General features: G+C 67.4%; 23 protein-coding genes. 17 read left to right on the top strand and 6 right to left on the bottom strand.

Going from position 1 to position 23,517, the window contains the following annotated elements:
• Nucleotides 1–3 precede the first annotated feature (3 nt).
• From eutC to M6E97_RS01240, 3 genes are all read left to right on the top strand, one after another.
• The gene (gene eutC, locus M6E97_RS01250; protein ID WP_003110520.1) at nt 4–825 is read left to right on the top strand and encodes an ethanolamine ammonia-lyase subunit EutC; all 822 of its coding nucleotides are present in this window, start codon (nt 4–6) and stop codon (nt 823–825) included.
• Between the two features lie 162 nt (nt 826–987).
• On the top strand, nt 988–1,449 hold the full coding sequence (locus tag M6E97_RS01245; RefSeq protein WP_003093235.1) for a GNAT family N-acetyltransferase: 462 nt from the start codon (nt 988–990) through the stop codon (nt 1,447–1,449).
• 49 nt (nt 1,450–1,498) lie between these two features.
• A complete protein-coding gene (locus M6E97_RS01240) occupies nt 1,499–2,392 on the top strand; it encodes a substrate-binding periplasmic protein (RefSeq protein WP_003093237.1) in 894 nt (297 codons plus the stop codon).
• Here M6E97_RS01240 and M6E97_RS01235 read toward each other — a convergent pair.
• Nucleotides 2,285–3,868, bottom strand: coding sequence for a protein kinase (locus M6E97_RS01235; protein WP_033937789.1), 1,584 nt, complete (start codon nt 3,866–3,868; stop codon nt 2,285–2,287). The genes M6E97_RS01240 and M6E97_RS01235 overlap by 108 nt on opposite strands.
• A gap of 193 nt (nt 3,869–4,061) precedes the next feature.
• On the opposite strand from M6E97_RS01235, the gene M6E97_RS01230 reads away from it, so the two are divergent.
• The 3 genes from M6E97_RS01230 to ppa all read left to right on the top strand — a co-directional run bounded on the left by M6E97_RS01230 (nt 4,062) and on the right by ppa (nt 6,167).
• Nucleotides 4,062–4,727, top strand: a complete 666-nt coding sequence (locus M6E97_RS01230; RefSeq protein ID WP_003093241.1) for a DedA family protein — start codon at nt 4,062–4,064, stop codon at nt 4,725–4,727.
• A 2-nt stretch (nt 4,728–4,729) separates the two neighbouring features.
• Nucleotides 4,730–5,560, top strand: a complete 831-nt coding sequence (locus M6E97_RS01225; protein ID WP_003093244.1) for a zinc-dependent peptidase — start codon at nt 4,730–4,732, stop codon at nt 5,558–5,560.
• Between the two features lie 79 nt (nt 5,561–5,639).
• Nucleotides 5,640–6,167: an inorganic diphosphatase gene (ppa, locus tag M6E97_RS01220; RefSeq protein WP_003093248.1), complete on the top strand. Its 528-nt coding sequence runs from the start codon at nt 5,640–5,642 to the stop codon at nt 6,165–6,167.
• A 91-nt stretch (nt 6,168–6,258) separates the two neighbouring features.
• On the opposite strand, the gene M6E97_RS01215 is transcribed toward ppa, so the two are convergent.
• The gene (locus tag M6E97_RS01215; protein ID WP_003093250.1) at nt 6,259–6,975 is read right to left on the bottom strand and encodes a response regulator transcription factor; all 717 of its coding nucleotides are present in this window, start codon (nt 6,973–6,975) and stop codon (nt 6,259–6,261) included.
• Nucleotides 6,976–7,169: 194 nt separating this feature from the next.
• Here M6E97_RS01215 and mucE point away from each other — a divergent pair, with 194 nt between their 5' ends.
• The 8 genes from mucE (at nt 7,170) to M6E97_RS01175 (ending at nt 16,830) form a co-directional block, all read left to right on the top strand.
• Nucleotides 7,170–7,439 (top strand): mucoid induction factor MucE, encoded by a 270-nt coding sequence (gene mucE, locus M6E97_RS01210; RefSeq protein WP_003110519.1) that lies wholly within the window; start codon nt 7,170–7,172, stop codon nt 7,437–7,439.
• Between the two features lie 346 nt (nt 7,440–7,785).
• Nucleotides 7,786–8,475 carry an aquaporin Z gene (gene aqpZ, locus M6E97_RS01205; protein ID WP_003102790.1) on the top strand — a complete coding sequence of 230 codons (690 nt, stop codon included), beginning with the start codon at nt 7,786–7,788 and terminating at the stop codon, nt 8,473–8,475.
• Between the two features lie 165 nt (nt 8,476–8,640).
• Nucleotides 8,641–9,642: a FecR family protein gene (locus M6E97_RS01200; RefSeq protein WP_003110517.1), complete on the top strand. Its 1,002-nt coding sequence runs from the start codon at nt 8,641–8,643 to the stop codon at nt 9,640–9,642.
• A gap of 18 nt (nt 9,643–9,660) precedes the next feature.
• Nucleotides 9,661–11,961, top strand: coding sequence for a CHASE2 domain-containing protein (locus M6E97_RS01195; protein WP_033989950.1), 2,301 nt, complete (start codon nt 9,661–9,663; stop codon nt 11,959–11,961).
• Between the two features lie 390 nt (nt 11,962–12,351).
• Entirely contained in the window at nt 12,352–13,278 is a 927-nt protein-coding gene (locus tag M6E97_RS01190) for an ABC transporter ATP-binding protein (RefSeq protein ID WP_003093264.1), read from the top strand.
• The gene (locus M6E97_RS01185) at nt 13,275–14,009 is read left to right on the top strand and encodes an ABC transporter permease subunit (RefSeq protein ID WP_019485998.1); all 735 of its coding nucleotides are present in this window, start codon (nt 13,275–13,277) and stop codon (nt 14,007–14,009) included. The genes M6E97_RS01190 and M6E97_RS01185 overlap by 4 nt, the downstream gene beginning before the upstream one ends.
• Before the next feature lie 9 nt (nt 14,010–14,018).
• The gene (locus M6E97_RS01180) at nt 14,019–15,821 is read left to right on the top strand and encodes a GldG family protein (protein ID WP_034005670.1); all 1,803 of its coding nucleotides are present in this window, start codon (nt 14,019–14,021) and stop codon (nt 15,819–15,821) included.
• Between the two features lies 1 nt (nt 15,822).
• Nucleotides 15,823–16,830, top strand: coding sequence for a DUF4340 domain-containing protein (locus M6E97_RS01175; protein ID WP_019486000.1), 1,008 nt, complete (start codon nt 15,823–15,825; stop codon nt 16,828–16,830).
• 231 nt (nt 16,831–17,061) lie between these two features.
• Here M6E97_RS01175 and M6E97_RS01170 read toward each other — a convergent pair whose 3' ends face one another.
• Complete coding sequence (locus M6E97_RS01170) at nt 17,062–18,231, bottom strand: mandelate racemase/muconate lactonizing enzyme family protein (RefSeq protein ID WP_003137638.1); 1,170 nt, start codon at nt 18,229–18,231, stop codon at nt 17,062–17,064.
• Between the two features lie 157 nt (nt 18,232–18,388).
• Here M6E97_RS01170 and M6E97_RS01165 point away from each other — a divergent pair, with 157 nt between their 5' ends.
• The 3 genes from M6E97_RS01165 to dxs all read left to right on the top strand — a co-directional run bounded on the left by M6E97_RS01165 (nt 18,389) and on the right by dxs (nt 21,507).
• A complete protein-coding gene (locus M6E97_RS01165; RefSeq protein WP_003093283.1) occupies nt 18,389–18,631 on the top strand; it encodes an exodeoxyribonuclease VII small subunit in 243 nt (80 codons plus the stop codon).
• Nucleotides 18,628–19,515, top strand: a complete 888-nt coding sequence (gene ispA / locus M6E97_RS01160) for a (2E,6E)-farnesyl diphosphate synthase (protein WP_034005669.1) — start codon at nt 18,628–18,630, stop codon at nt 19,513–19,515. The genes M6E97_RS01165 and ispA overlap by 4 nt, the downstream gene beginning before the upstream one ends.
• Before the next feature lie 108 nt (nt 19,516–19,623).
• A complete protein-coding gene (gene dxs / locus M6E97_RS01155; RefSeq protein ID WP_003102816.1) occupies nt 19,624–21,507 on the top strand; it encodes a 1-deoxy-D-xylulose-5-phosphate synthase in 1,884 nt (627 codons plus the stop codon).
• Nucleotides 21,508–21,630: 123 nt separating this feature from the next.
• Here dxs and M6E97_RS01150 read toward each other — a convergent pair whose 3' ends face one another.
• Genes M6E97_RS01150 through ribA form a run of 3 tightly spaced genes read right to left on the bottom strand, consistent with a single transcriptional unit; the run spans nt 21,631 to nt 23,461 of the window.
• Nucleotides 21,631–22,428, bottom strand: a complete 798-nt coding sequence (locus M6E97_RS01150) for a cobalamin-binding protein (RefSeq protein ID WP_003102817.1) — start codon at nt 22,426–22,428, stop codon at nt 21,631–21,633.
• Nucleotides 22,428–22,847 (bottom strand): hypothetical protein, encoded by a 420-nt coding sequence (locus tag M6E97_RS01145; RefSeq protein ID WP_003102818.1) that lies wholly within the window; start codon nt 22,845–22,847, stop codon nt 22,428–22,430. The genes M6E97_RS01150 and M6E97_RS01145 overlap by 1 nt, the downstream gene beginning before the upstream one ends.
• The gene (ribA, locus tag M6E97_RS01140) at nt 22,844–23,461 is read right to left on the bottom strand and encodes a GTP cyclohydrolase II (protein WP_003110510.1); all 618 of its coding nucleotides are present in this window, start codon (nt 23,459–23,461) and stop codon (nt 22,844–22,846) included. Before ribA ends, M6E97_RS01145 begins: the two co-directional genes overlap by 4 nt.
• Nucleotides 23,462–23,517 lie beyond the last annotated feature (56 nt).

Here is a 23,517-nt window from a genome sequence, read left to right as displayed (position 1 = left end):
CCGATGAACGACAAGCACCTGCCCGACGCCAGCGCCGAGAACCCCTGGCTGCCGCTGCGCCAGCTGACCCCCGCGCGGATCGCCCTGGGCCGCACCGGCACCAGCCTGCCGACCCGCCCGCAACTGGACTTCCAGTACGCCCACGCCCAGGCGCGCGACGCCGTGCACCTGCCCTTCGACCATGCGGCCATCAGCGACGGCCTGCGCCAGCGCGGCCGCGACAGCCTGCTGCTGCACAGCGCCGCCGCCGACCGCCACGTCTACCTGCAACGCCCGGACCTCGGCCGGCGCCTCGACGAGGCCTCGGTGCAACGCCTGCGCGAACACGCCGCCGGCTACGACGGGCAGATCGACCTGGCCATCGTGGTCGCCGACGGCCTCTCCGCGCTGGCCGTGCAGCGTCACACCCTGCCCTTCCTCGAACGCCTGGAGGAACAGGCGCTGGCCGAAGGCTGGTCGCTGTCGCCGGTGGTCCTGGTGGAACAGGGACGGGTGGCGGTGGCCGACGAGATCGGTGAATTGCTGCGGGCGAAGATGAGCGTGATCCTGATCGGCGAGCGTCCCGGCCTCAGCTCGCCGGACAGCCTCGGCCTGTACTTCACCTGGGCCCCGCGGGTCGGCCTCACCGACGCCTATCGCAACTGCATCTCCAACGTCCGCCTGGAAGGCCTCAGCTACGGCATGGCCGCGCACCGCCTGCTCTACCTGATGCGCGAGGCCTGCCGGCGGCAGCTTTCCGGGGTCAACCTGAAGGACGAGGCGGAGGTCCAGGCTCTGGAAGGCGAGGCTCCGCGCACCGGCAACTTCCTCCTGGCGAGGGACTGAGCCTCCCGGCCGAAGGATGGGCCGGCGCGCGACGCCCCTCCTTCGACCGATTCAAACGTTCGCTTGGATTGCGCTTTCCAGGGAGATTGGGCAGCATCGAAGCGTTGCTGGCATGCAGCCTGCATCGTCCCGGCAGCCCCTTCCCGCAATGCGAGGCCCGTCATGCGAATCGTGCAAGCCACCCTCGAACACCTCGACCTGCTGGCGCCGCTGTTCGTCAAGTACCGCGAATTCTACGGCATGCTCTCCTACCCCGAGTCCTCGCGGAAATTCCTCGAGAAACGCCTGCGCCGCAAGGAGTCGGTGATCTACCTGGCGCTGGCCGACGAAGAAGACCGGCTGCTCGGTTTCTGCCAGCTCTATCCGAGCTTCTCCTCGCTGTCGCTCAAGCGCGTCTGGATCCTCAACGACATCTACGTCGCCGAAGAGGCGCGCCGGCAACTGGTCGCCGACCACCTGCTGCAACACGCCAAGCAGATGGCCCGGGAAACCCATGCGGTGCGCATGCGTGTCTCTACCAGCGTCGACAACGAGGTAGCGCAGAAAGTCTACGAGTCGATCGGCTTCCGCGAAGACCAGGAGTTCAAGAACTACACCCTGCCGATCAGCGACGAACTAAGCTGAAGACAAAGGCACGGCACTTCCCAACCGATCGCTCAGAGCAGAGGCATCCATGGGTTCGCGCACCTGGCACTGGCCCGGCGTCCTGCTCGGCCTGCTCCTCGCCACGGCCGGCGCGCAGGCCGACACCCTGCGCGTGGCGACCCTCGACTGGGCGCCCTACGTCGGCCCCGACCTGCCGGGCAAGGGCCTCGCCAGCCGCATCCTCGACGAAGCCCTGGCCCTCGACGGGCACCGCGCCGAACTGGTGTTCCTGCCCTGGCAACGTGCCCTGAAAGAAGCCGCCGAAGGGCGCTTCGACGCCCTCATGCCGGCCTACCTGTCGCCCGAGCGGCGCGAACTGTTCCACGCCACCATCCCCCTGCTCGACTCGCAACTGGGCTTCTTCCGCCAGCGCGAGCGCCTGCTGCCGGTCAATCCCGCGCATCTGGAAAGCCTGCGTCCGTACCGCATCGGCGTGGTCCGCGGCTACGTCAACCGAGAGGATTTCGACGCCGACCGCAGCCTGACCAAGGACGCGGTAACCAACGACTGGCAGAACCTCGAGAAGCTCCTGCGCGGGCGTATCGACCTGGCCGTGGTCGATCGCTACACCGGCTACCACCTGCTGGCGCGCAACGTGCCGGCGCTGAAGGATCGCCTGGTGTTCATCGAACCGCCGCTGGAGGTCAAGCCGCTCTATGTACTGGTGCCGAAAAGACACGCCCGCGGCGCCGCCCTTGCCGCCAGCCTCGACCGCAACCTGCGCCTGATGCGTCGCAGCGGCCGGCTGGAACAACTGATCGCCGAAGCGCACCTCGAACGCAGCGGACAGACCCGCACGCTGGCCGTCGATCCGTTAACCGGCCAGGCCGACCAGCAGCGCAGCCCCGGCCAGGAGCAGGACCAGGGCCAGCACGCCCCGTTGCAACCGGCGTGGCGCAAAGACCCGCTGGGGATGCGCTAGCGGCTTCTGCAAGGCCAGCCAGAATTCCGACAACGCTTCGAAGCGCGCCTCCGGACGCGGCGCCAGGGCCCGCGCCAATACCCCGTCCCAGCCGACCGGCAGGTCCGCCTGACGCTCGCCCAGCGGCTCGTAGCGGCATCCGCCGTCGCTCTCCGGGCAAGCGATCGACGGCCAGCGACCGCAGAGCAGCCAATAGAACAGCGCCGCCAGGGCAAACTGGTCGGCCCGGCCATTGAGCGCCTCGCCGCGACGCAACTCCGGCGCCAGCGGCACGCTGTCCGCAGGCAGCGCCTGGCGCGCCACGCCCGGCAGGATCGCCGCTGCCTCGGGGAGGAACAGCAGGCGCCCGCCCTCGTCCAGCAGGATCTGCCGCGGCGCCAGCCACAAGCCCTGTACACCGCGCCGCTGCAAGGCGCGAACCGCATCGATAAGTTGTTCCAGGAGGACCAGCGCGCATTGCGGTTCCAGCGGCAGGTGCGCTGGCGCCCAATCCAGCAGGCTGCGCATCGGCCAGCGCGGCGGAGCGAACAACTGGAAGGCATGACGACGCAACCGGGGCGACGACAATACTCGCGGCAGGCTCTCCGCACGGCAGCGCCGCAGTGCCCATTCGCGCTGCCAGAACGCTTCGTCGGCATCGGCCGCCGCGAGCAGCAGCAACGCCTCGCGTCCTTGCTCGTCGCAGGCGCGGAACAGCCGCCCGGGCGGGCCGAACGCGCAAGCCGCCTGCAAGGTCCAGCCATCCACGCAGTCGCCGGGGCACGCCGCGCCCAGCGCTGGCCAGCCGGTATGCCGTGGCGCCGCTGGGGCGCGCTCGAGCGCCCCCGGCAAGACCAGCGCCACCGCCCCCGGCGCATGCAGCAACGGCTGCAGCACGCCCTCCAGGCGCCCCGTGGTCAGCCCGGCACAACGTTCTCCGAGGGCGCGCAGGTCGGCCACTTCGAGCAACGGCTGGGGCGCCAGCACCAAGGGCTCGCCGGCCACCTGGGTCAGGTTGTGCTGGACCAGCGCCAGCTCCGCGCTGCTACCCAGCGGCTGGCCGCTCCCTCCCATGCGCTGCAGGCTGCCCTGGCGATAACGCAGCAGGCCGACGGCGCCGCACTGGAGAAAGTGCACGCCCCCGGCATGGACCAGCAGCAACCCCGCCGCCAGCTCGAGCACGCCCGGCTCGCCTTCGCGGCGCCGGCGATACAGCTGCATGTTCAGCGAAGCCAGGACCTGCCGCGCCGCCTGCGCTTCCGGCCAACCCTCGGGGGTACAGGCGTAGTCGGCGAACAGTGCGTCGAGATGGCCTTCGATGGCCTGCACCACGTTGGCGCAACCGCGTCCCCAGAGCAGCGCCAGGAGAAACGCCGGAGCCCGTCCGGGGCGAGGCGCGAGCCATTCGGCGCGAACCCGCGCGGCCTGCCCCGGCAAGTCGCGCCCGGCGCCCAGGGCGAGACTGAGCGGTGGCTGGGCAAAAGGCTGGAGTGTCATCGCACGCCCTTCCCTGCTAGAAATTTCTCCTGTTCTTGCAGACTTTATGCCGACCAATTTCGGAAAAATTACCGAAACATCCTGCAATCAGTGGTTTTGCCGGGATCGCGACAAACAGCCCCCCACCCATCCGGACGCCCCCCTATAATGGCGGCCCTCTGCCGCTCAACGCGTTGTCTCCGCAGGTTGCTCAATGGACTTCAACCCAATCGATCTGATTCTCCACCTGGATACCTACCTGGCCATGCTGGTCAGCAACTATGGCGTCTGGATCTACGCCATCCTGTTCCTGGTGATCTTCTGTGAAACCGGCCTGGTAGTGACTCCGTTCCTCCCCGGCGACTCGCTGCTGTTCATCGCCGGCGCCATCTGCGCCACCGGCGGCATGGACCCATGGCTGCTCGGCGGGCTGCTGATGGTCGCGGCGATCACCGGCGACAGCACCAACTACGTGATCGGCCGGACCCTCGGCAAGCGGCTGTTCAGCAACCCGGACTCGAAGGTATTCCGCCGCGACTACCTCGACCGCACCCATGAGTTCTACGAACGCCACGGCGGCAAGACCGTGACCCTGGCGCGCTTCCTGCCCATCGTGCGGACCTTCGCGCCCTTCGTCGCCGGCATGGCGAAGATGCACTATCCGCGCTTCGTCATGTTCAGCGTGGTCGGCACCGTGGCCTGGGTCGGCGGCCTGGTGACCCTGGGCTACTTCTTCGGCAACGTGCCGTTCATCAAGAAGAACCTGTCGCTGCTGGTGATCGGCATCATCCTGCTGTCGCTGCTGCCGATGATCCTCGGCTTCATTCGCCATCGCCTGCAGGCGAGCGCCGCCAAACAGGCCAAGGCCCAGAGCGACTGAGCATGTGGTCGTTCCGCGCCTGGCGGCGCCGGCGCCTGCTGGCGCGCCACCCGGTGGCCGAAGAGCTCTGGCAGCGGGTACGCCGGCACCTGCCGATCCTCGACGGCCTGGACGCCGACGAGGACCGCCGCCTGCGCGAGCGGGCCGTGCTGTTTCTCGCCGACAAGCACCTGACCGCACTCGCCGGCGTCGATCTCGACGACTTCGGCCGCCTGCTGCTGGCGGCGCAGGCGCAACTGCCGCTGTTGCACCTGCCGGAGCTGAACTGGTACCAGGGCTTCCACGAGCTGGTGCTGTATCCCGACGATTTCGTCAGCCCGCAGAAACACCGCGACGCCAGCGGCGTAGTCCATGAGTTCGACGACGAACGCAGCGGCGAGACCTCCCTGCAAGGGCCGGTGGTCCTGGCCTGGCCCGGCGTCGTCGGCGGGGGTGGCTGGGATGCCTACAACCTGGTGATCCACGAACTGGCGCACAAGCTGGACATGCTCAACGGCGACGCCAACGGCCTGCCGCCGCTGCACGCCGGCATGCGCATCGGCGACTGGGCGAGCGCCATGCAGGCCGCCTACGACGAGATGAACGCCCTGCTCGACCGCGATCCCGACGCGCAGACCGCCATCGATCCCTATGCGGCGGAAGATCCGGCGGAGTTCTTCGCCGTTACCAGCGAGTATTTCTTCACCGCTCCGGATCTCCTCCACGAGGCCTATCCGGCGGTATACCGGCAGCTCCAGTTGTTCTACCGCCAGGACCCACTGCAACGCCTGCGCCGCCTGCAGGCCGAGCATCCGGACTACCGCGAGGCGGCGGGCGACACGACTAACGGCTGAATGCCGGTACATGGCATCGACAACCGAATATGCCTATAATCGCGGCCTCTTTTTTGGCCAGAAACCTCTGGAGTCACCCATGAGCTACAGCAAGATCCCGGCCGGCAAGGACCTGCCGAACGACATCTACGTCGCTATCGAGATTCCGGCCAACCATGCGCCGATCAAGTACGAGATCGACAAGGACACCGACTGCCTGTTCGTCGACCGTTTCATGGCCACCCCGATGTTCTACCCGGCCAACTACGGCTTCATCCCGAACACCCTGGCCGACGACGGTGACCCGCTGGACGTGCTGGTGGTGACCCCCTATCCGGTCGCTCCCGGTTCGGTGATCCGCGCGCGTCCGGTTGGCGTCCTGCACATGACCGACGAGGCAGGCGGCGACGCCAAGCTGATCGCCGTGCCGCACGACAAGCTGAGCGTCCTGTACAAGGACGTGAAGGAATACACCGACCTGCCGGCCCTGCTGCTGGAGCAGATCAAGCACTTCTTCGAGAACTACAAGGATCTCGAGAAAGGCAAGTGGGTCAAGGTCGAAGGCTGGGGCAACGCCGACGCCGCCCGCGCCGAGATCACCAAGGCCGTGGCCGCGTTCCAGAAGTAAGCGCGCCTCGCCGAAAAGAAGCCCCGCAGCCGCGGGGCTTTTTCATTCTCCCTCGCCGACCGCCAAGGTCGGTCTCGCCACCCCGCTCCGCTCAGTCGACCGTCGCCACGCTCTCCAACCGATATCCGTAGCCGTAGATGGTCAGCAACTGCCAACCACGCTCGGCGGTCAGGCCAAGCTTGTTGCGCAGGCGATAGATGTGGGTATCCAGCGGCCGCGAGGACAACACTTCCTCGTGGGGCCAGAAGCGCTCGTAGAGATATTCCCGCGATAACGGCCGTCCCAGGTTGGCGAACAGGCAGCGGGCCAGGCGGTATTCGCGCTCGGTCAGGCTGATCGGCGCGCCGGCCCGGGTCACGGTCAGCTCGGCATCGTCGAAACTGAGGTCGTTGAAAGTCTGCACCTCATGCTGCGCGGGACGCGTTCCCCCGTGGCGACGCAACACGGCGGCTACCCGCGCCTTCAGTTCGTTGGGCCGGAACGGCTTGCTGACATAGTCGTCGGCGCCGCTGTTCAACGCCTGCACGATGTCCTGTTCGGCGTCACGGCTGGTCAGCATGATCGCCGGCGGCGGCGCATCCAGATGCTCGCGGCTCCAGCGCAGCAATTGCAGGCCGCTGAGGTCCGGCAACTGCCAGTCGAGGATCAGCAGGTCGAAGGTTTCCCGCTTGAGCTGCTTGAGCAGGTCCTCGCCACGGGCGAAACGGTGCACCGTCCAGGCCTGTTCGCCCTGCGCGGGTATCTGCTGCAAGGTCTGCTCGACCCGGTCCAGTTCGGCCGACTCGTCGTCCAGTATCGCGACACGCATAAAAGCTGGTCCTGTTCAATCGGGCTAACGCCCCTTTTTCGCTCCAGGAACGGCGAATTACGTACAAATCTGAAGAATTGTGACGAATCTCTCTGGTCGCGACCAGCCCTTGATAGCCTGATTCCAAATAGCCATTAAGCGGGACGAAGAGCCCGCGAGCCAGCGCCAGCCTGACCTATCAAGGAGTCGTAGCCATGGGTTTCCGGCCAGTTAGCCAACGTTTGCGTGACATCAACCTGCAGGCCCTCGGCAAGTTTTCCTGCCTTGCCCTGGTCCTCGGCCTGGAATCGGTAAGCCATCCGGCCGGCCCGGTCCAGGCCCCGTCGTTCAGCCAGGGCACCGCCAGCCCGTCCTTCGCCACTCCGCTCGGCCTCGAGGGCCCGGCCCGCGCCAGGGCCGAGATGTGGAACGTCGGCCTGTCCGGCGCCGTCAGCGTGCGTGACGAGTTGCGCTGGGTGTTTTGAACGCGACGAATCTGAAATAGCGCGGAAGAATCTGAAGAAATATGGCAAATCTCACAGCAGACAAATCGCGCTTGGTAGATTTCCAACCGCTGAGTAGGCCAAGGAGCAAATGGATTGCTCCGACACAGGGATGTGTAAACCCGCTCCGGCGGGCCGTGGGACGAGACCACTCGAACCACAGTCAGGGGTCGGTGACGGACGATCGCCCCAGGCAACCGAGCCAATCCCCCCAGGGCTGGCTTCGACACACGGATGTGTCATCTCCCCTTCCTTGTTCGAATCATCCCCTCCCGCTATCCGGACGCCTCGATCCGCGTCCCATCCTGGATCTGAAAAGGACCTCATCATGAAGCAATACGGAGCAGAGTTCTTCGGCACCTTCTGGCTGGTATTGGGCGGCTGCGGCAGCGCAGTGCTCGCCGCCGGCGTACCGGAGCTGGGAATCGGCTACCTCGGCGTGGCCCTGGCGTTCGGCCTCAGCGTGCTGACCATGGCCTATGCCATCGGCCCGATCTCCGGCGCCCACCTGAACCCCGCGGTATCGGTAGGCCTGTGGGTCGGCGGGCGCTTCCCGGCCAGCCAACTGCTGCCCTATGTCGTCGCCCAGGTCCTCGGTGGCCTCGCCGCCGGCGGCGTGCTGTACCTGATCGCCAGCGGCAAGGCCGGCTTCGACCTGGCCGCCGGCTTCGCCTCCAACGGCTACGGCGAACACTCGCCGGGCGGCTACTCGTTGCAAGCCGCGCTGGTCAGCGAAGTGGTACTTACCGGCATGTTCCTGCTGATCATCCTCGGCGCCACCTCCAAGCGCGCGCCGCAGGGCTTCGCGCCGATCGCCATCGGCCTGACCCTGACCCTGATCCACCTGATCAGCATCCCGGTCACCAACACCTCGGTGAACCCGGCGCGCAGCACCGCGGTCGCCCTGTACGTCGGCGACTGGGCGGTTTCCCAGCTGTGGCTGTTCTGGGTCGCGCCGATTCTCGGTGCGGTACTCGGCGCCCTGGCCTATCGCCTGATCGGCGACAAGAACGACTGAACCGAAGCGCCTGGCCCAACCGCCAGGCGCTGCGGCCGAGGAAACGACAAGGGAGCCTGCGGGCTCCCGATGTCGTTGCAAGGATTGCGAAACCGGCGCCCGATCAGGCAGATTGCAGCCTGACCGGACCGCCAGCGATACCTGACCCGCCGCCCAGTGAAGCCTATGACAGCCCTCGCCCTTACTTCCCGATCCCTCTTTCCGGCTTGCGCCGCCCTGGCGCTGGGCGGACTGTTGACGCTGCTCGCCGGCTCCGTCGCGGCCGCGCCGGCCAAGACGAAACGGCCACCGTTCATCGAGCAGGGCGAAACGTGCCTGCCCCAGCCGCTCCCCGCCAGCGTGCTCTATCTCGCCGGCGACGCCTGGAAGCTCGACGCCAAGGGCAACCAGACCCCCCTGGAAGAAGGCATGGACATCGACGAACTGGAAGGCGTCAAGACCTCTCCGACCGCCTTCGTCAGCCTGCTGCTCGGCGACGGCAGCCGCATCGTCCTGCCCTCCAGTTCGGAAGTCACCTTGCACCTCGACGAGGACACCGGCATTCCGCAGATCGCCCTGCGCGCGGGGCAGGTCGAGTCCTATGTCCTGAAGAGAAAGAGCGATCACGACCGCTTCCAGGTGCTGACCCCGGTCGGCGTACTGGGCGTGCGCGGTACCCACTTCCGCGCCCGCACCGAAGACGGCCAGGCGCTGACCGAAGTGCTCGACGGGCGCGTCGCGGTGAACCGCGAGCTGACCAGCGACGACCTGCCGCTCAACGGCAGGCGCCCGGCCCGCAAGGCGGCGCAGGCCGAGCCGGACGAGGACGTGCTGGTCGACGCCCGCCGCGGCCTGAAGGTCAAGCCGCAGGGCAAGCTGACGCCGGTGGACCTGCTACCCGCCCCGCAATTGCGCGGCCAGGGCGGCGAGCACGGCGAGTCGCCGGTTTGGAAGCTCTATCTTGCCCCGCTGCACGGCGCCAAGCGCTACCGTGCCCAGGTGGCCAGCGATCCGGACTTCCTGCGCATCCAGCAGGAGCGTTTCTCGAGCACTCCGGAAGTCAGTTTCAGCGGACTCAAGGCGGCCTTCTACCACGTCCGTCTCTCGGCCTTCGACAACGACGGCCTGGAGGGCGAGACCAGCGTCTACGACATTCTCTACTACCCGCGAGGCGGCAGTGCCCGATAGGGCGCCGGGGCCTCGCCGATGAAAGCGCTCGACCGCCAGGACGAGCCCAGCCAGGCGCAGCGGCTGTTCCGCGGCCTAGTGCGCGAATGGCTGCTGGTCAGCCTGCTGCTCCTTCCGCTCACCGCCCTGCTTTCGCTGAGCAGCGGCCTGCCGCTGAACAACCTGCTCTACGACCGCCTGCGCAACCTCGCCCCGCTGGCCGTCGATCCGCGCATCCTCGTCGTCGCCATCGACGACCGTAGCCTGGAAAGCCTCGGTCGCTGGCCCTGGCCGCGCAGCGTCCACGCCGAGCTGCTGGATCGCCTGGCCGCCGCCGGCGCACGCAGCGTACTGCTCGACGTGATCTTCAGCGAACCCTCCTCCAATCCGGACAGCGACCGCCAGTTGGCAAGATCGCTGTGCCGGGCCGGCAACGTCCTCCTGCCACTGCTGCGCGAAAGCGTGCCGCGCTACGGCGAACCGCCACGGGAGATACCGCCGACCGCGCCGCTGGCCGGCTGCGCCGCCGGCATCGGGCATATCAACGTCGAAGCGGACAGCGACGGCACGGTGCGCAGCGTCTACCTGCGCGAAGGACCGCTCGGCCAGCCGCGCCCGCTGCTCGCCTGGCAAGCATTCGCCGATGCCGGCGCCATGCCCATGCCCGGCCTCGACGACATGCGCAACCTGCCCGGCTGGCAGCGTGACCACGCCATCCGCATTCCCTTCATCGGTGCCGACGCGGGCTTCCCCAGCGTGCCCTACGTCAGCGTGTTGCGCGGCGAGGTGCCAGACAGCCTGCTGCGCGACCGCCTGGTCCTGGTCGGCGCCACCGCGCCGGGCCTCGGCGACCGCTATGTCACCCCGCTGTCGGCCAGCCTCGGCACCACGCCGGGGGTGGAGATCCAGGCCAACATCCTCAACGGGCTGTTGCAGCAGCGCACCGCCGTCGACCTGCAACCCTGGCTCGCCGCCCTGCTCTCCGCCGCCAGCGTAGCGCTGCTGCTCGGCCTGATGCTGTTCCGCTCGCGCCACGCCTTGCTCCTCACCCTGGCCTGCGCGGTCCTGGCCCTGGGTCTTTCCTGGGCGCTGCTGCTCAACGGCTGGTGGTGGTCGCCGCTGGCCAGCCTGGTCGGCCTGCTGCTGGCCTACCTGATCTGGAGCTGGCGCCGGCTGAACGCGGTGCTCGCCTACTTCGGCTGGGAACTGGCGCGCCTCGACCGCGAGCCCAAGGTGCTGCCCGAGCGGGCCAGCCCCCCGCGCGCCGGCAACGATCCATTGCAGAACCGCATCGCCGCCCTGGAGCAGGCGGTCAGCCGCACCCGCGACAGCCGGCGGTTCATGGCCGACGGCCTGGAAGGCCTGCCGGTGGCGACCCTGATCTGCGACCCGCAGGGGCAGATCCTGCTGGCCAACCGCAAGGCACGCGACCTGTTCGGCGGCGAGCTGCGCGGCGCCGAACTGCGCCAGCGCCTGGCCGAACTCGGCCATCCGAGCCTCGCCGGTGGCGCCCGCCCAACGCTGGAAACCCTGGAAGCCATCGAGTTCCGCGACCACCGGGAACGCGACCTGCGCCTCGACCTGGCGCGCCTGCTGCCGGTCGAAAGCGAAACCGCCATCGGCTGGCTGGTGAGCCTGATCGACCTGAGCGCCGAACGCGATGCCGAGCGCCAGCGCGCCACCCTCCTGCGCTTCCTCTCCCATGACCTGCGCGCGCCGCACTCGGCGATCCTCGCCCTGCTCGACGTCCGCCCCGCCGAGGACGAAGCCGGCCAGCAGGTCTACCGACAGATAGAGCAGCAGGTCCGTCGCGCCCTGGGCCTGACCGACGCCTTCGTGCAACTGGCCAAGGCCGAATCCGACGCCTACCGCTTCGAAGCGTGCATGTTCACCATGTTGGCGATGGACGCCGCCGACCAGCTCTGGCCCCTCGCGCAACAGAAGGACATCGACCTGCGGCGCGACTGGGACGACGAGCAGGAACCGATGGTCTGGGCCGACCCCGGCCTGCTCACGCGCGCGCTGTTCAACCTGCTGGAGAATGCGGTCAAGTACAGCCCGGCGGGGACCGTCGTCAGCCTGAGCATCCGCCTCGAAGGCGACTGGCTGAGCTGCCGGATCGTCGACCAGGGCAAAGGTATCGCGGTCGCCGAACTACCGCGCCTGTTCAGCCAGTACCAGCGCTTCGCTTCCGCCGAAGGCAGCGCCGGCCTGGGCCTGGGGCTGGCCATGGTCAAGACGGTGATCGACCGGCACGGCGGCAGGATCGGCTGCCAGAGCCAGGTTGGCCAGGGCACCACTTTCGAGATTCGCCTTCCGCTGCTGAAAGGCGAGGAATAACCGCTACTGGCGGAAGTCGGGTCTTCCTCCAACTTGCATTGGTCTCGAAGTCCGGAAGATCCAGGCGGCCGGGCTATTCCGCTTCCCGTCTATCGAAACGGCAACTGCCTTCCCTCATGAAACTCCGCAGGGGGAATCGACGCGTCCCCAACCTAGGTGCCATCCGCGTTCCCGCAGCGGAACCAAGGCGCTGCGCCAGCTACAGGGCTGCCCTGGAAGTCTCGATAACTTCCATCTTTTAACGATAGTTCGTAGGAAGTTTCCCAACAATATAAGTAACTAATCTCAAAAAGAGCCCACTGGAAAAACCAGCCAATAACTCCCGGTAATCTACCGCGCTCATGCGATCCCCTACGCATAACAGCAAACGGCTCAACTTCCAGTGAAACCATGATCGACATAGACAGACTGAGCAAACGCTTTTCCGGCCGGACGGTGGTAAACGACTTGAGCTTCCGCATCGACCGGGGAGAGATCGTCGGTCTCCTCGGCCCAAACGGAGCGGGCAAGTCGACCACCCTGAAGATGCTTTCCGGCTTCCTCGCGCCGAGCGCCGGCAGCATACGCATCTTCGGCTTCGACATGCAGGACAAGGCGCGCCAGGCGCAGAAGCTGATTGGCTACCTGCCGGAGAACGCTCCCAGCTACGGAGAAATGACGGTCGAGGGCTTTCTCGCCTTCGTCGCGTCCATCCGCGACTACAGCGGACGGGAAAAACGTCGGCGCATCGACAGCGCCATGGACTGCATGGAGCTGCGGGATGAGCGCAGGAGCATCATCGAAACCCTGTCCAAGGGCTTCAAGCGTCGCGTCGCGCTGGCCCAGGCGATCCTCCACGATCCCGAGCTGCTCCTGCTCGACGAGCCCACCGACGGCCTCGACCCGAACCAGAAGCACCAGGTCCGGCAACTGGTGAAGAACCTCTCGGAAAGCAAGATCGTGGTGATTTCCACGCACATCCTCGAGGAAGTCTCGTTCATGTGCAGCCGCGCCCTGGTGATCAACGGCGGCCGCCTGCTGGCCGACAACACCCCTGGCGAACTCAGGACCCGCAGCCGCTACCACCATGCCGTCAGCCTCAGCATCGAAGCACCGGTAGACCCGCTGGCCATCGCCATGCTCCCCGGCGTCGCCGGTATCGAAGGACGCCCCGACCGGGCCGGCACCCTGACCATCCTGGCCCGCCCCGGCGCGCAGATCCTTCCCGCGCTCAACCGCCTGATCCACGGCAACGGCTGGCGGGTATCCGGGTTGCGTACCGAACACGGCCAACTGGAAGAAGTGTTCCGCCAACTGACCCGAGAAACCCCCGCATGACCGCCATCGGCACCATTTTCAGACGCGAGCTGGGCAGCTACTTCGCCACGCCGCTCGCCTATGTGTTCACCCTGGTATTCCTCGTCCTCTCCGGCGTGGCCACCTTCTACCTGGGCGATTTCTTCGAGCGCGGCCAGGCCGACCTGGCGCCGTTCTTTTCCAGCCTGCCCTGGCTCTACCTCCTGCTGATCCCCGCGCTGGCCATGCGCCTGTGGGCCGAGGAGCGCAAGTCCGGCTCCATCGAGATGCTGATGACCCTGCCCGTCTCCCGCGCCACCCTGGTCACCGGCAAGTTCCTGGCGGCCTGGTTCTGCGCCGGGCTGGCGTTGCTGCTGACCTTCCCGATGCCGCTGACGGTGAACTACCTCGGCTCGCCCGACAACGGCGCGATCATCGCCGGCTACCTGGCCGGCTGGCTGCTGTCCGGCGGCTACCTGGCCATCGGATCCTGCATGTCGGCGCTGGCGAAGAATCAGATCATCGCCTTTGCCCTGACCGTTCTCGTCTGCCTGCTGTTCGTCGGCGCCGGCACTCCCCACGTGCAACAGGCGCTCTCCGGCTGGCTTCCGCAATGGTTGCTGGACGGCATTGCCTCGCTGAGCGTGCTGGTCCGTTTCGAGGCGCTCGGCCGGGGCGTGCTCGACGTCCGCGACCTGGCCTACTTCTTCAGCCTGATCGTCGCCTGGCTGGTCGCCACCACCATCATCATCGACCTGAAAAAGGCGGCGTAGGAAACACCCATGAAACGAACCCTGTACTCGGGCGTCGGCCTGCTGCTGGTCGGCCTGCTGTTCCTCGCTTTCAACCTGCTGTCCAGCCTGCTGCTGCGCGACCAGCAGTTCGACCTCACCCAGCAGAAGCTCTACACCTTCAGCGCCGGCACCCAGGAAGTCCTCGACAGTCTCGACGAACCGCTCAACCTCTACCTGTTCTTTTCGAAAAGCCGCGCCAGTGACCTACCCGCCCTGCGCAACTACGCCCGCCGCGTCGAGGAAGTGCTGGACCTCTATGCACGGCGGAGCCATGGCAATGTCCGATTGTTCGTGATCGATCCCCTGCCATTCTCCGACGACGAGGACCGTGCCGCGCGCTTCGGCCTGCAGGCGCCGCCCATCGGCCCGAATGGCGAAGCCATCTACTTTGGCCTGGCGGCCACCAACCCGACCGACGGCCTCCAGGTGATCCCGTTCTTCTCGCCGGAAGAAGAGCCGCTTCTGGAATACGATCTCAGCCGCCTGGTCCAGGCGCTCGCGCAACGGGAGCGCACGGTAGTCGGCCTGATGAGTTCGCTGCCGATGACCGGGCAGGCGCCCACCGACGGGCAGTCGGGCAGCAGGCCCTGGGCGATGATGGACAAGCTCTACCAACAGTTCGACATCCGCACCCTGGGGCTCGCTTCGACGGAAATCCCCGCCGAAGTCTCGGTGTTGATGCTGGTGCACCCCAAGCAATTGTCCGAACAGACCCAATACGCCATCGACCAGTTCGTCCTGCGCGGCGGCAAGCTGCTGGCCTTCGTCGACCCTCTGAGTCTCGCCGATGCGGACGGCGGGAAAAGCTCCGACCTGGCCCCGTTGCTGCGCTCCTGGGGCGTCCAGTTGCGGCCAGATACCCTGCTGGCGGATGCCTCGTTCGCCATGATCAAGCCCAACGCCGAACGTCGCCCGGAGCGCAATCCGACCTGGCTACACCTCCCCGGCGACACGTTCCCCCACGACAACGTGCTGACCACCGGCCTGGAAAGCCTCAACCTCGCCAGCGTCGGCCTGCTCGAACCTCTCGGCGGAGCCTCGACGCGCTTCATTCCGTTGCTGCACAGCTCGGCGCACAGCATGCCGCTGTCGCTGGAACGCTTCCGCCAATCCTCGACGGAGCAGCTCAACGCCACCCTGGTCCCGACCGGGGAACGCTACGTGCTGGCCGCCAAGGTCGAGGGGCCGGCGACGAGTGCCTTCCCTGCGGACCGCGGGAAGCAAGGCGAAGGCCTGAGCGACAGCGCGAACATCCATGTGCTGTTGGTCGCCGATACGGACCTGCTGAGCAATCCGCTCTGGCTCCAGGAACAGCCCGGCCACAACGAGCCGCAGGTATGGGCGGACAACGACCTGTTCGTCGGCAATGCCCTCGACTACCTCTCCGGTTCGGACGCGCTGATCGACCTACGCTCGCGAGGCCATACGAAGCGCCCGTTCACCCGCGTGGAAGCGCTCCGCCGCGAGGCCGGGATGCGCGCCCAGGAACAGCTCAACGCGCTGCAGCAGAGCCTCAACGATACCGACAAGAACCTGCGGGCCCTGCAGCAATCGATGGACGACGGCGGCCAGGAGGTGACTCCGGAAATGGAAGCGACGCTGCGCCGCTTCATCGATGACAAATTGCGCATCCGCCAGCAACTGCGTCAATTGCAGTTCCAACTGAATGCCGATGTCGAGCGCCTGGCGGAACAGGTGAAACTGGCCAATACGGTCCTGCTGCCGGCGCTCCTCACCCTGCTCCTCCTGCTGCATTGGAGCTGGCGCAGCATGCGCCGGAGGAGGGGCTGACATGCGCCTGGGTAGCATAGCGGGACTCGCTCTCGCCCTGGCGCTGTTCGCCGGAACCTTGGGCTGGCTCCACGAACGGCAGCAACCGCCCGCGCAACCGCCTGCGAGCCGCGCCTGGCTGCCAGGGCTGAAACCGCACCAGGTGATCGCGCTGTGCATCGCCACCCCCGGCCAACCGACGATCCGCGCCAGGCGCGATGGCAAGGACTGGACGCTCGCCAGCAAGGACGGCTATCCCGCCTCGGGGGAAACCATCCGGCAGCTGTTGCGCAGCCTGGCCGACGCGCGCCTGCTGGAGGAAAAGAGCGCCTCGCCGGAAAACCGCGAGCGCATGGGACTCTCCGACCAGGGCAAGGGCCAGGCCAGCCGGATCACCCTGGAGCGCGGCGACGCGCCGCCGCTGGTTCTGTTGCTGGGCAAGCGCACCTCGCAGGGCGGGCAGTTGGTCAGGCAGGCCGACGATGAGCGGGCCTGGCTGATCGACCGAACGGTCGGCCTGCCGGTCAACGACCTGGCCCTGCTCGACCCTCGGTTGACCGACCTGCCATTCGAACAGTTGCGCGAGCTGACCCTGTCCTATGGCAACGGTGTACGGCTGAACATTTCCCGAGCCAGCGAAAAGGACGATGGCATCCGCCTGCGACAGTTCCCATCCAGGCCACAGTTGATGGGCGAGGCGGAAGCCGAGCAGGCCGCACGCCTGTTCGCTGCGCTCAGGCTGCTGGAGGTCGCGCCGGCCAAGGCCTCGCGGCAAAAACCGCTGCTGACCTTCACGCTCAAGAGTTTCGCCGGCGGCACGCTGCAGGGCCAGCTTCTGGAACTGGAGCGCCAGTACTGGTTGCAACTGACCGACAGCAAGGGCTTCGCCGACGGGCAGGTCTCAGCCGTCAAGGGTTGGCGCTACCGCGTGGAGGGTCTGAGTCCGGATACCGCTCCCGCGCCCCAGCTACCCAAGGCATCGCCGGTGAAGAAAAGCAAGCCGGCCAAGCCCTCGTCGCCCAAGTGCTGAGCGCTCTCGCCAGGCGCCGCTCGCAGCCGGCGAAATAGAGCCCCGCGGGATGCTGGGCAGGACCGGCCGAGTTTGCTAGAGTAGCGCCTCCTTCACGAGCCCTCGGCTCGTCGATGCAGAATTCCTAAGGCAGGCGCGGCTTATCAGAAGTAAGCCAACCCCACCCCAGAAAAGCCGGCCACAAGCCGGCTTTTTTAATGCCTCCGCACAACCCCAGCCAATCACCGTTCTCTAGGCCTCCAGAAGCTTGTGGAACAGCCCGGCAAGTGTCGCCTGGCGCTCGAAGCCGATACCAGGCGATTGTGGCAACCCCGCCAGTCCCGAGGAAAACGGCAGGGCACCGGCGAAATCGTCGAATGGCCGGAAAGCCGACGGCGTAGCCTCGGCCCAGCCCAGGCGCAGGGCCGCCACCAGGTGCAGGCTGAACAGGTAGCCGGCGTGCGGGCGGAAGGCCGCGCGCGGCCAACCCCGGGCGCACAGGTGGTCGAGTATCGCCAGGTAGCCCGGCAGGCCATAGCAATGCACGGGGTCGAAGACCAGCACGTCACGCTCCCGCCGCAAGCCGCCATAGAGGTCCAGCAAGCGAGCTTCGGCCAGGGAGAACAAGGCCTCGCCGGCACCGATGGGCCCCGGATAGATATCCGCCACTTCGGCCTGGGTAGGGAAATCGTGGGGGTCGCAGATGTCCTCGAACCACCACAACCCCAGCGGCGCCAGGGCTTTCGCTGCGTCGACCGCGCCCCCCGCGTCGTAGCGGTTCATCGCGTCGACCGCCAGCCGCGAAGCGTCGCCGAGAACCCGCAGCGCCCTGTCGATACGGCGCCGGTCCTGGTCCAGCCCGGCCGCGCCGATCTTGATCTTGGCGTGGGTGTAGCCGAGATCGACGAAGCGCCGCAGTTCCTCTTCCAGGCGTCCCAGGTCGTCGTGCGGATAGGGGTAGCCGCCGCCGGCGTAGACCGGTACGCGCTGCGGATAGTCTTCCGCCAGCCCCAGGCGTCGCGCCAGGAAGCGATGCAGCGGCAGGCCGGCGGCCTTGGCCGCGGCATCCCACAGGGCCATGTCCAGGGCGCCCACCGCGACGCAGCGTTCGCCGTGGCCGCCGGGCTTCTCGTCGCGCATCATCAGGTCCCAGGCACGCAACGGATCGATGCCACTGCCGTCGTCGCTCGCCAGGCTGTCCGCCGGAGCCCCCAGCAGGCGCGGGGCGAAACGCTCGCGGATCAGCCCGCCCTGGGCGTAGCGCCCTACCGAGGCGTGGCCGTAGCCGACCACACGCCGACCGTCACGCACGGCATCGGTGAGCACCGCCACCAGGCTGGTGCTCAAACCACCGGTGGCAGCCGCCACGCCGGCGTAACGGGAAAGGGGAATACTGCGTTCCCGGACCTCCTGGATGCGCATCGCCTGTCGGCTCCTCCTCGCTGGACCTCTCTCCACCTTAGCCAAGGCCGCCGCCATGGTCGTCCCGATCGGTCGTAGCGACCTTCCGCCGATTTGCCCGGCCCCCGCCCCTCTGCTAGTGTCGCGGGGTTTTGTACACCTCGCCGAGACTCCCCCGATGGCCCGCAAGAAAACCCTCGATTTCGAACAGTCCCTCACCGAGCTGCAAACCCTGGTGGAACGCCTGGAAAGCGGCGAGCTGTCGCTGGAAGAGTCGCTGGGCGCCTTCGAGCAGGGCATCCGCCTGACCCGCGAATGCCAGACGTCGCTGAGCCAGGCCGAACAGAAGGTACAGATCCTCCTCGAACGCGACGGCGAACTCAGCGAAGCGCCGTTCGATGCGGAAGGCGACGAGGCATGATCGCGGCCTACCAGGCGCGCTGCCAGGCGCGCGTCGATGCCGCCCTGGACGCCCTGTTCGTCGCTCCCCGCGAAGAACTGCAACGCCTCTACGAGGCCATGCGCTACAGCGTGATGAACGGTGGCAAGCGGGTTCGCCCGCTGCTCGCCTACGCCGCCTGCGAGGCCCTCGGCGGTGCGCCGCAGTGCGCCGACGCCGCGGCCTGCGCGGTGGAGCTGATCCATGCCTACTCGCTGGTCCACGACGACCTGCCGGCAATGGACGACGACGACCTGCGCCGTGGCCAGCCGACCACCCACCGGGCCTTCGACGAGGCCACCGCGATCCTCGCCGCCGACGGCTTGCAGGCGCTGGCCTTCGAAGTGCTCGCCGACACCCGGCGCAATCCGCAGGAACATGCCGTCTGTCTGGAAATGCTCACCCGCCTGGCGCGCGCCGCAGGCTCCGCCGGCATGGTCGGCGGCCAGGCGATCGACCTCGGCTCGGTCGGCGTGGCCCTCGACCAGGCGGCCCTGGAAGTCATGCACCGGCACAAGACCGGCGCGCTGATCGAAGCCAGCGTGCGCCTCGGCGCCCTCGCCAGCGGTCGCGCCGAGCCCGCCGCGCTGGCCGCCCTGGAGCGCTACGCCGAGGCGATCGGCCTGGCCTTCCAGGTGCAGGACGACATCCTCGACGTGGAAAGCGACACCGCCACCCTCGGCAAGACCCAGGGCAAGGACCAGGCGCACAACAAGCCGACCTATCCCGCCCTGCTCGGCCTGGAGGCCGCCAAAGGCTATGCCCTGGAGCTGCGCGACCAGGCCCTGGCCGCCCTCGACGGTTTTCCGCCGAGCGCCGACCCGCTGCGCCAACTGGCCCGCTACATCGTCGAGCGACGCAACTGACCGACGGGTCGTCGGAAGTCCCCGGCAAAGGTAGGGGCTCCCTTGCTTGGGCGCGGCCGGTGCATCAGGTAAACTGCTGGCCTCTCCGGATTGCATAACGACAGCCTGATGCCCAAGACGCTCCATGAGATTCCCCGCGAGCGCCCCGCCACGCCCCTGCTCGACCGCGCCTCTTCGCCGGCCGAACTGCGCCGGCTGGGCGAGGCGGACCTGGAAACCCTGGCCGACGAGCTGCGCCAGTACCTGCTGTATACCGTCGGCCAGACCGGCGGTCATTTCGGCGCCGGCCTCGGCGTGGTCGAGCTGACCATCGCCCTGCATTACGTCTTCGACACTCCGGACGACCGCCTGGTCTGGGACGTCGGCCACCAGGCCTATCCGCACAAGATCCTCACCGAACGCCGCGAGCTGATGGGCACCCTGCGCCAGAAGAACGGCCTGGCGGCCTTCCCGCGCCGCGCAGAGAGCGAGTACGACACCTTCGGCGTCGGCCACTCCAGCACCTCCATCAGCGCCGCCCTGGGCATGGCCATCGCCGCCCGCCTGCAAGGCAAGGAGCGCAAGTCGGTGGCCGTGATCGGCGACGGTGCGTTGACCGCCGGCATGGCCTTCGAGGCACTCAACCACGCCTCGGAAGTCGACGCCGACATGCTGGTGATCCTCAACGACAACGACATGTCGATCTCGCACAACGTCGGCGGGCTCTCCAACTACCTGGCGAAGATCCTCTCCAGCCGCACCTATAGCAGCATGCGCGAGGGCAGCAAGAAGGTGCTCTCGCGCCTGCCCGGGGCCTGGGAGATCGCCCGGCGCACCGAGGAATACGCCAAGGGCATGCTGGTCCCCGGCACCCTGTTCGAGGAACTCGGCTGGAACTACATCGGCCCGATCGACGGCCACGACCTGCCGACCCTGGTGGCTACCCTGCGCAACATGCGCGACATGAAGGGCCCGCAGTTCCTCCATGTGGTGACCAAGAAAGGCAAGGGCTTCGCCCCGGCCGAACTGGATCCGATCGGCTACCACGCGATCACCAAACTGGAAGCTCCCGGCAGTGCGCCGAAGAAGACCGGCGGACCCAAGTATTCCAGCGTCTTCGGCCAGTGGCTGTGCGACATGGCCGCCCAGGACGCGCGCCTGCTCGGCATCACCCCGGCGATGAAGGAAGGTTCCGACCTGGTGGCCTTCAGCGAACGCTACCCGGAACGCTACTTCGACGTCGCCATCGCCGAACAGCATGCCGTGACCCTGGCCGCCGGCATGGCCTGCGAGGGCATGAAGCCGGTGGTGGCGATCTACTCGACCTTCCTCCAGCGCGCCTACGACCAGTTGATCCATGACGTCGCCGTGCAGCACCTCGACGTGCTGTTCGCCATCGACCGCGCCGGCCTGGTCGGCGAGGACGGCCCGACCCACGCCGGCAGCTTCGACATCTCCTACCTGCGCTGCATCCCCGGCATGCTGGTGATGACCCCCAGCGACGAGGACGAGCTGCGCAAGCTGCTCACCACCGGCTATCTGTTCGATGGCCCGGCCGCGGTGCGCTATCCACGCGGCAGCGGCCCCAACCATCCGATCGATCCGGACCTGCAACCGGTGGAGATCGGCAAGGGCGTGGTCCGTCGGCGCGGCGGCAGGGTCGCACTGCTGGTCTTCGGCGTGCAGTTGGCGGAGGCGATGAAGGTCGCCGAAAGCCTCGACGCCACGGTCGTCGACATGCGTTTCGTCAAACCCCTCGACGAAGCCCTGGTACGCGAATTGGCGGGCAGCCACGAACTGCTGGTGACCATCGAGGAAAACGCCGTGATGGGCGGCGCCGGCTCGGCGGTCGGCGAGTTCCTCGCCAGCGAGGGCCTCGAAGTCCCGCTGCTGCAACTGGGCCTGCCCGACTACTACGTCGAACACGCCAAGCCCAGCGAGATGCTCGCCGAATGCGGCCTGGATGCCGCGGGCATCGAAAAGGCAGTACGCCAGCGTCTCGACCGGCAGTAGCGCCAAACCCAGCAACAACGGCGGATAACCGCGTTGCGGTTATTCGCCCTACCCCCCAATTGCCCGTAGGACGAATAACGCCACCGGCGTTATCCGCCGATACAGCGCGATACCGGCAAGCATTCAGCGCGCCCCGGCGAGCGAGCGGCAGAGTTTCTCGGTCGCCGCCAGCATGGCGAAGCTCGGCCGCTCGAGGTTCTTGTCTTCGATCCGGTACAGCTGTCCGCGCCGCGTCGCCGCCAGCGCCGGCCATTGCCGCCAGAGTTCGAGCTGGGCGTGACTGCCGGCGACGATGACCGCCGGGTCGCGCGCCAGAACCGCCTCGACGCTGACCTGCGGCGCCGGCTGCGGCAGGTCGCCGAACAGGTTCTCGGCGCCGCAGACGCGCAGCGCATCGCTGATCACCTGGCGTCCGCCAATGGTGTACAGCGGCCGGTCCCAGACCTGGTAGAACACCTTCAGCGGCTTGTCCCGCCGGTAGCGCTCGGCCAGGCGCCGCATGCCTTCGCGGAACCTGGCCGACAACCGCTGGCCGGCCTCGGCCTCGCCCAATGCCTCGCCCAGCGCAGCCAGTTGCAGGGCCAGTTCGTCGAGGCTGTGCGGTTCGGCGATGAAGAGGGCGATGCCGAAGTCCCGCAGACGCTGCAACTGCGCCTCGGGCACGCTGCCGGGCCAGACCAGGATCAGATCGGGCTGCAGTTCCAGCAGGCGTTCGAGATTGACCTGGCCGTAGCGGCCGACGGAAGGCAGGTCGCCAATCGCCGCCGGACGCTCGCCGCCATCCAGCACGCCGACCAGGCGGCGCGCGGCGCCGAGTTCGAGGACGCTGTCGGTCAGCGAAGGCGCCAGGCTGACCACCCGCTGCGCCGCCCCGGCGGAAAGGCTGAGGAGCAGGCAGGCGAGCAGCCAGAACGAGCGCATCAACCGAGTTGACGCGGAATACGGTAGAGCCAGAACAGCACCAGGCTGGTGACCCCGAGCAGGATCAGCGCAACGCCGTTGAGCCCAGCGAACACACCCGGCACGCCGATCCAGGCCGGCAGGCTGGCGCCGAACAGGGCCTTGCGGCGCACCTGCGCCAGACGGGTCCAGGCGGCGGCTTCCTCCGCCGTATCCAGCGCTTTCTGGGTGGCGATGAGACCACGCTTGTAGGCACCGAACAGCGGCAGGTTGACGAACATCGACAGCAGCGCGGCGATGAACAGCGGCATCGCCAGGCCATGGGGAAGGGGTTGCAGTTCGCCGAGGAAGAACTCGACCAGGATCAGCGGCAACAGCGCCAACGCCAGTTGCAACCACCAGGCACGTCCCAGCGCGCCGCGGGCTTGCTGGCGACTCACGTGGTTTCCGCCTCGCCCTGGTGCAGGCTGCCGAGCATGTGCCCGAGCTTGCCGGCCTTGGTCGCCAGGTAGCGCCTGTTGTGCTTGTTCAGGCCCTTTTGCAGCGGCACGCGCTCCGCCACGGTGATGGCGTAGCTTTCCAGCGCCTTGACCTTGCGCGGATTGTTGGTCATCAGGCGCAGGGAGGAGACGCCCAGGTGCGCGAGCATCGGCTGGCACATGGCGTAGTCGCGCTGGTCGGCGCCAAAACCCAGTTGCAGGTTCGCCTCGACGGTGTCGGCACCGCCATCCTGCAATTCATAGGCACGGATCTTGTTCAGCAGGCCGATACCGCGACCTTCCTGGCGCAGGTAGAGGAGCACGCCGCGGCCCTCCTCGGCGATGGCGGCAAGCGCGCCTTCCAGCTGGAAACCGCAATCGCAGCGCAGGCTGAACAGCGCGTCGCCGGTCAGGCATTCGGAATGCAGGCGGCCAAGCACCGGCGCGCCATCGGCGATGTCGCCCATGCTCAGGGCTACATGTTCCTTGCCGCTCTCCTCGTCGAGGAAGCCATGCATGGTGAATTCGCCGAAGGGAGTCGGCAGTTTGGAGGCGGCGACGAACACGACGGACACCGGGGAACTCCTAGGGAAACGGAAGTCCGCCATTGTACCAGCAGCGTCCGGCGCCC

This window comes from Pseudomonas sp. B111 (assembly GCF_026428275.1).
GTDB lineage: Bacteria > Pseudomonadota > Gammaproteobacteria > Pseudomonadales > Pseudomonadaceae > Pseudomonas > Pseudomonas aeruginosa.
The sequence above is the reverse complement of the archived record's forward strand: the minus strand, read 5'-3'. Positions and strand labels throughout refer to the sequence as shown.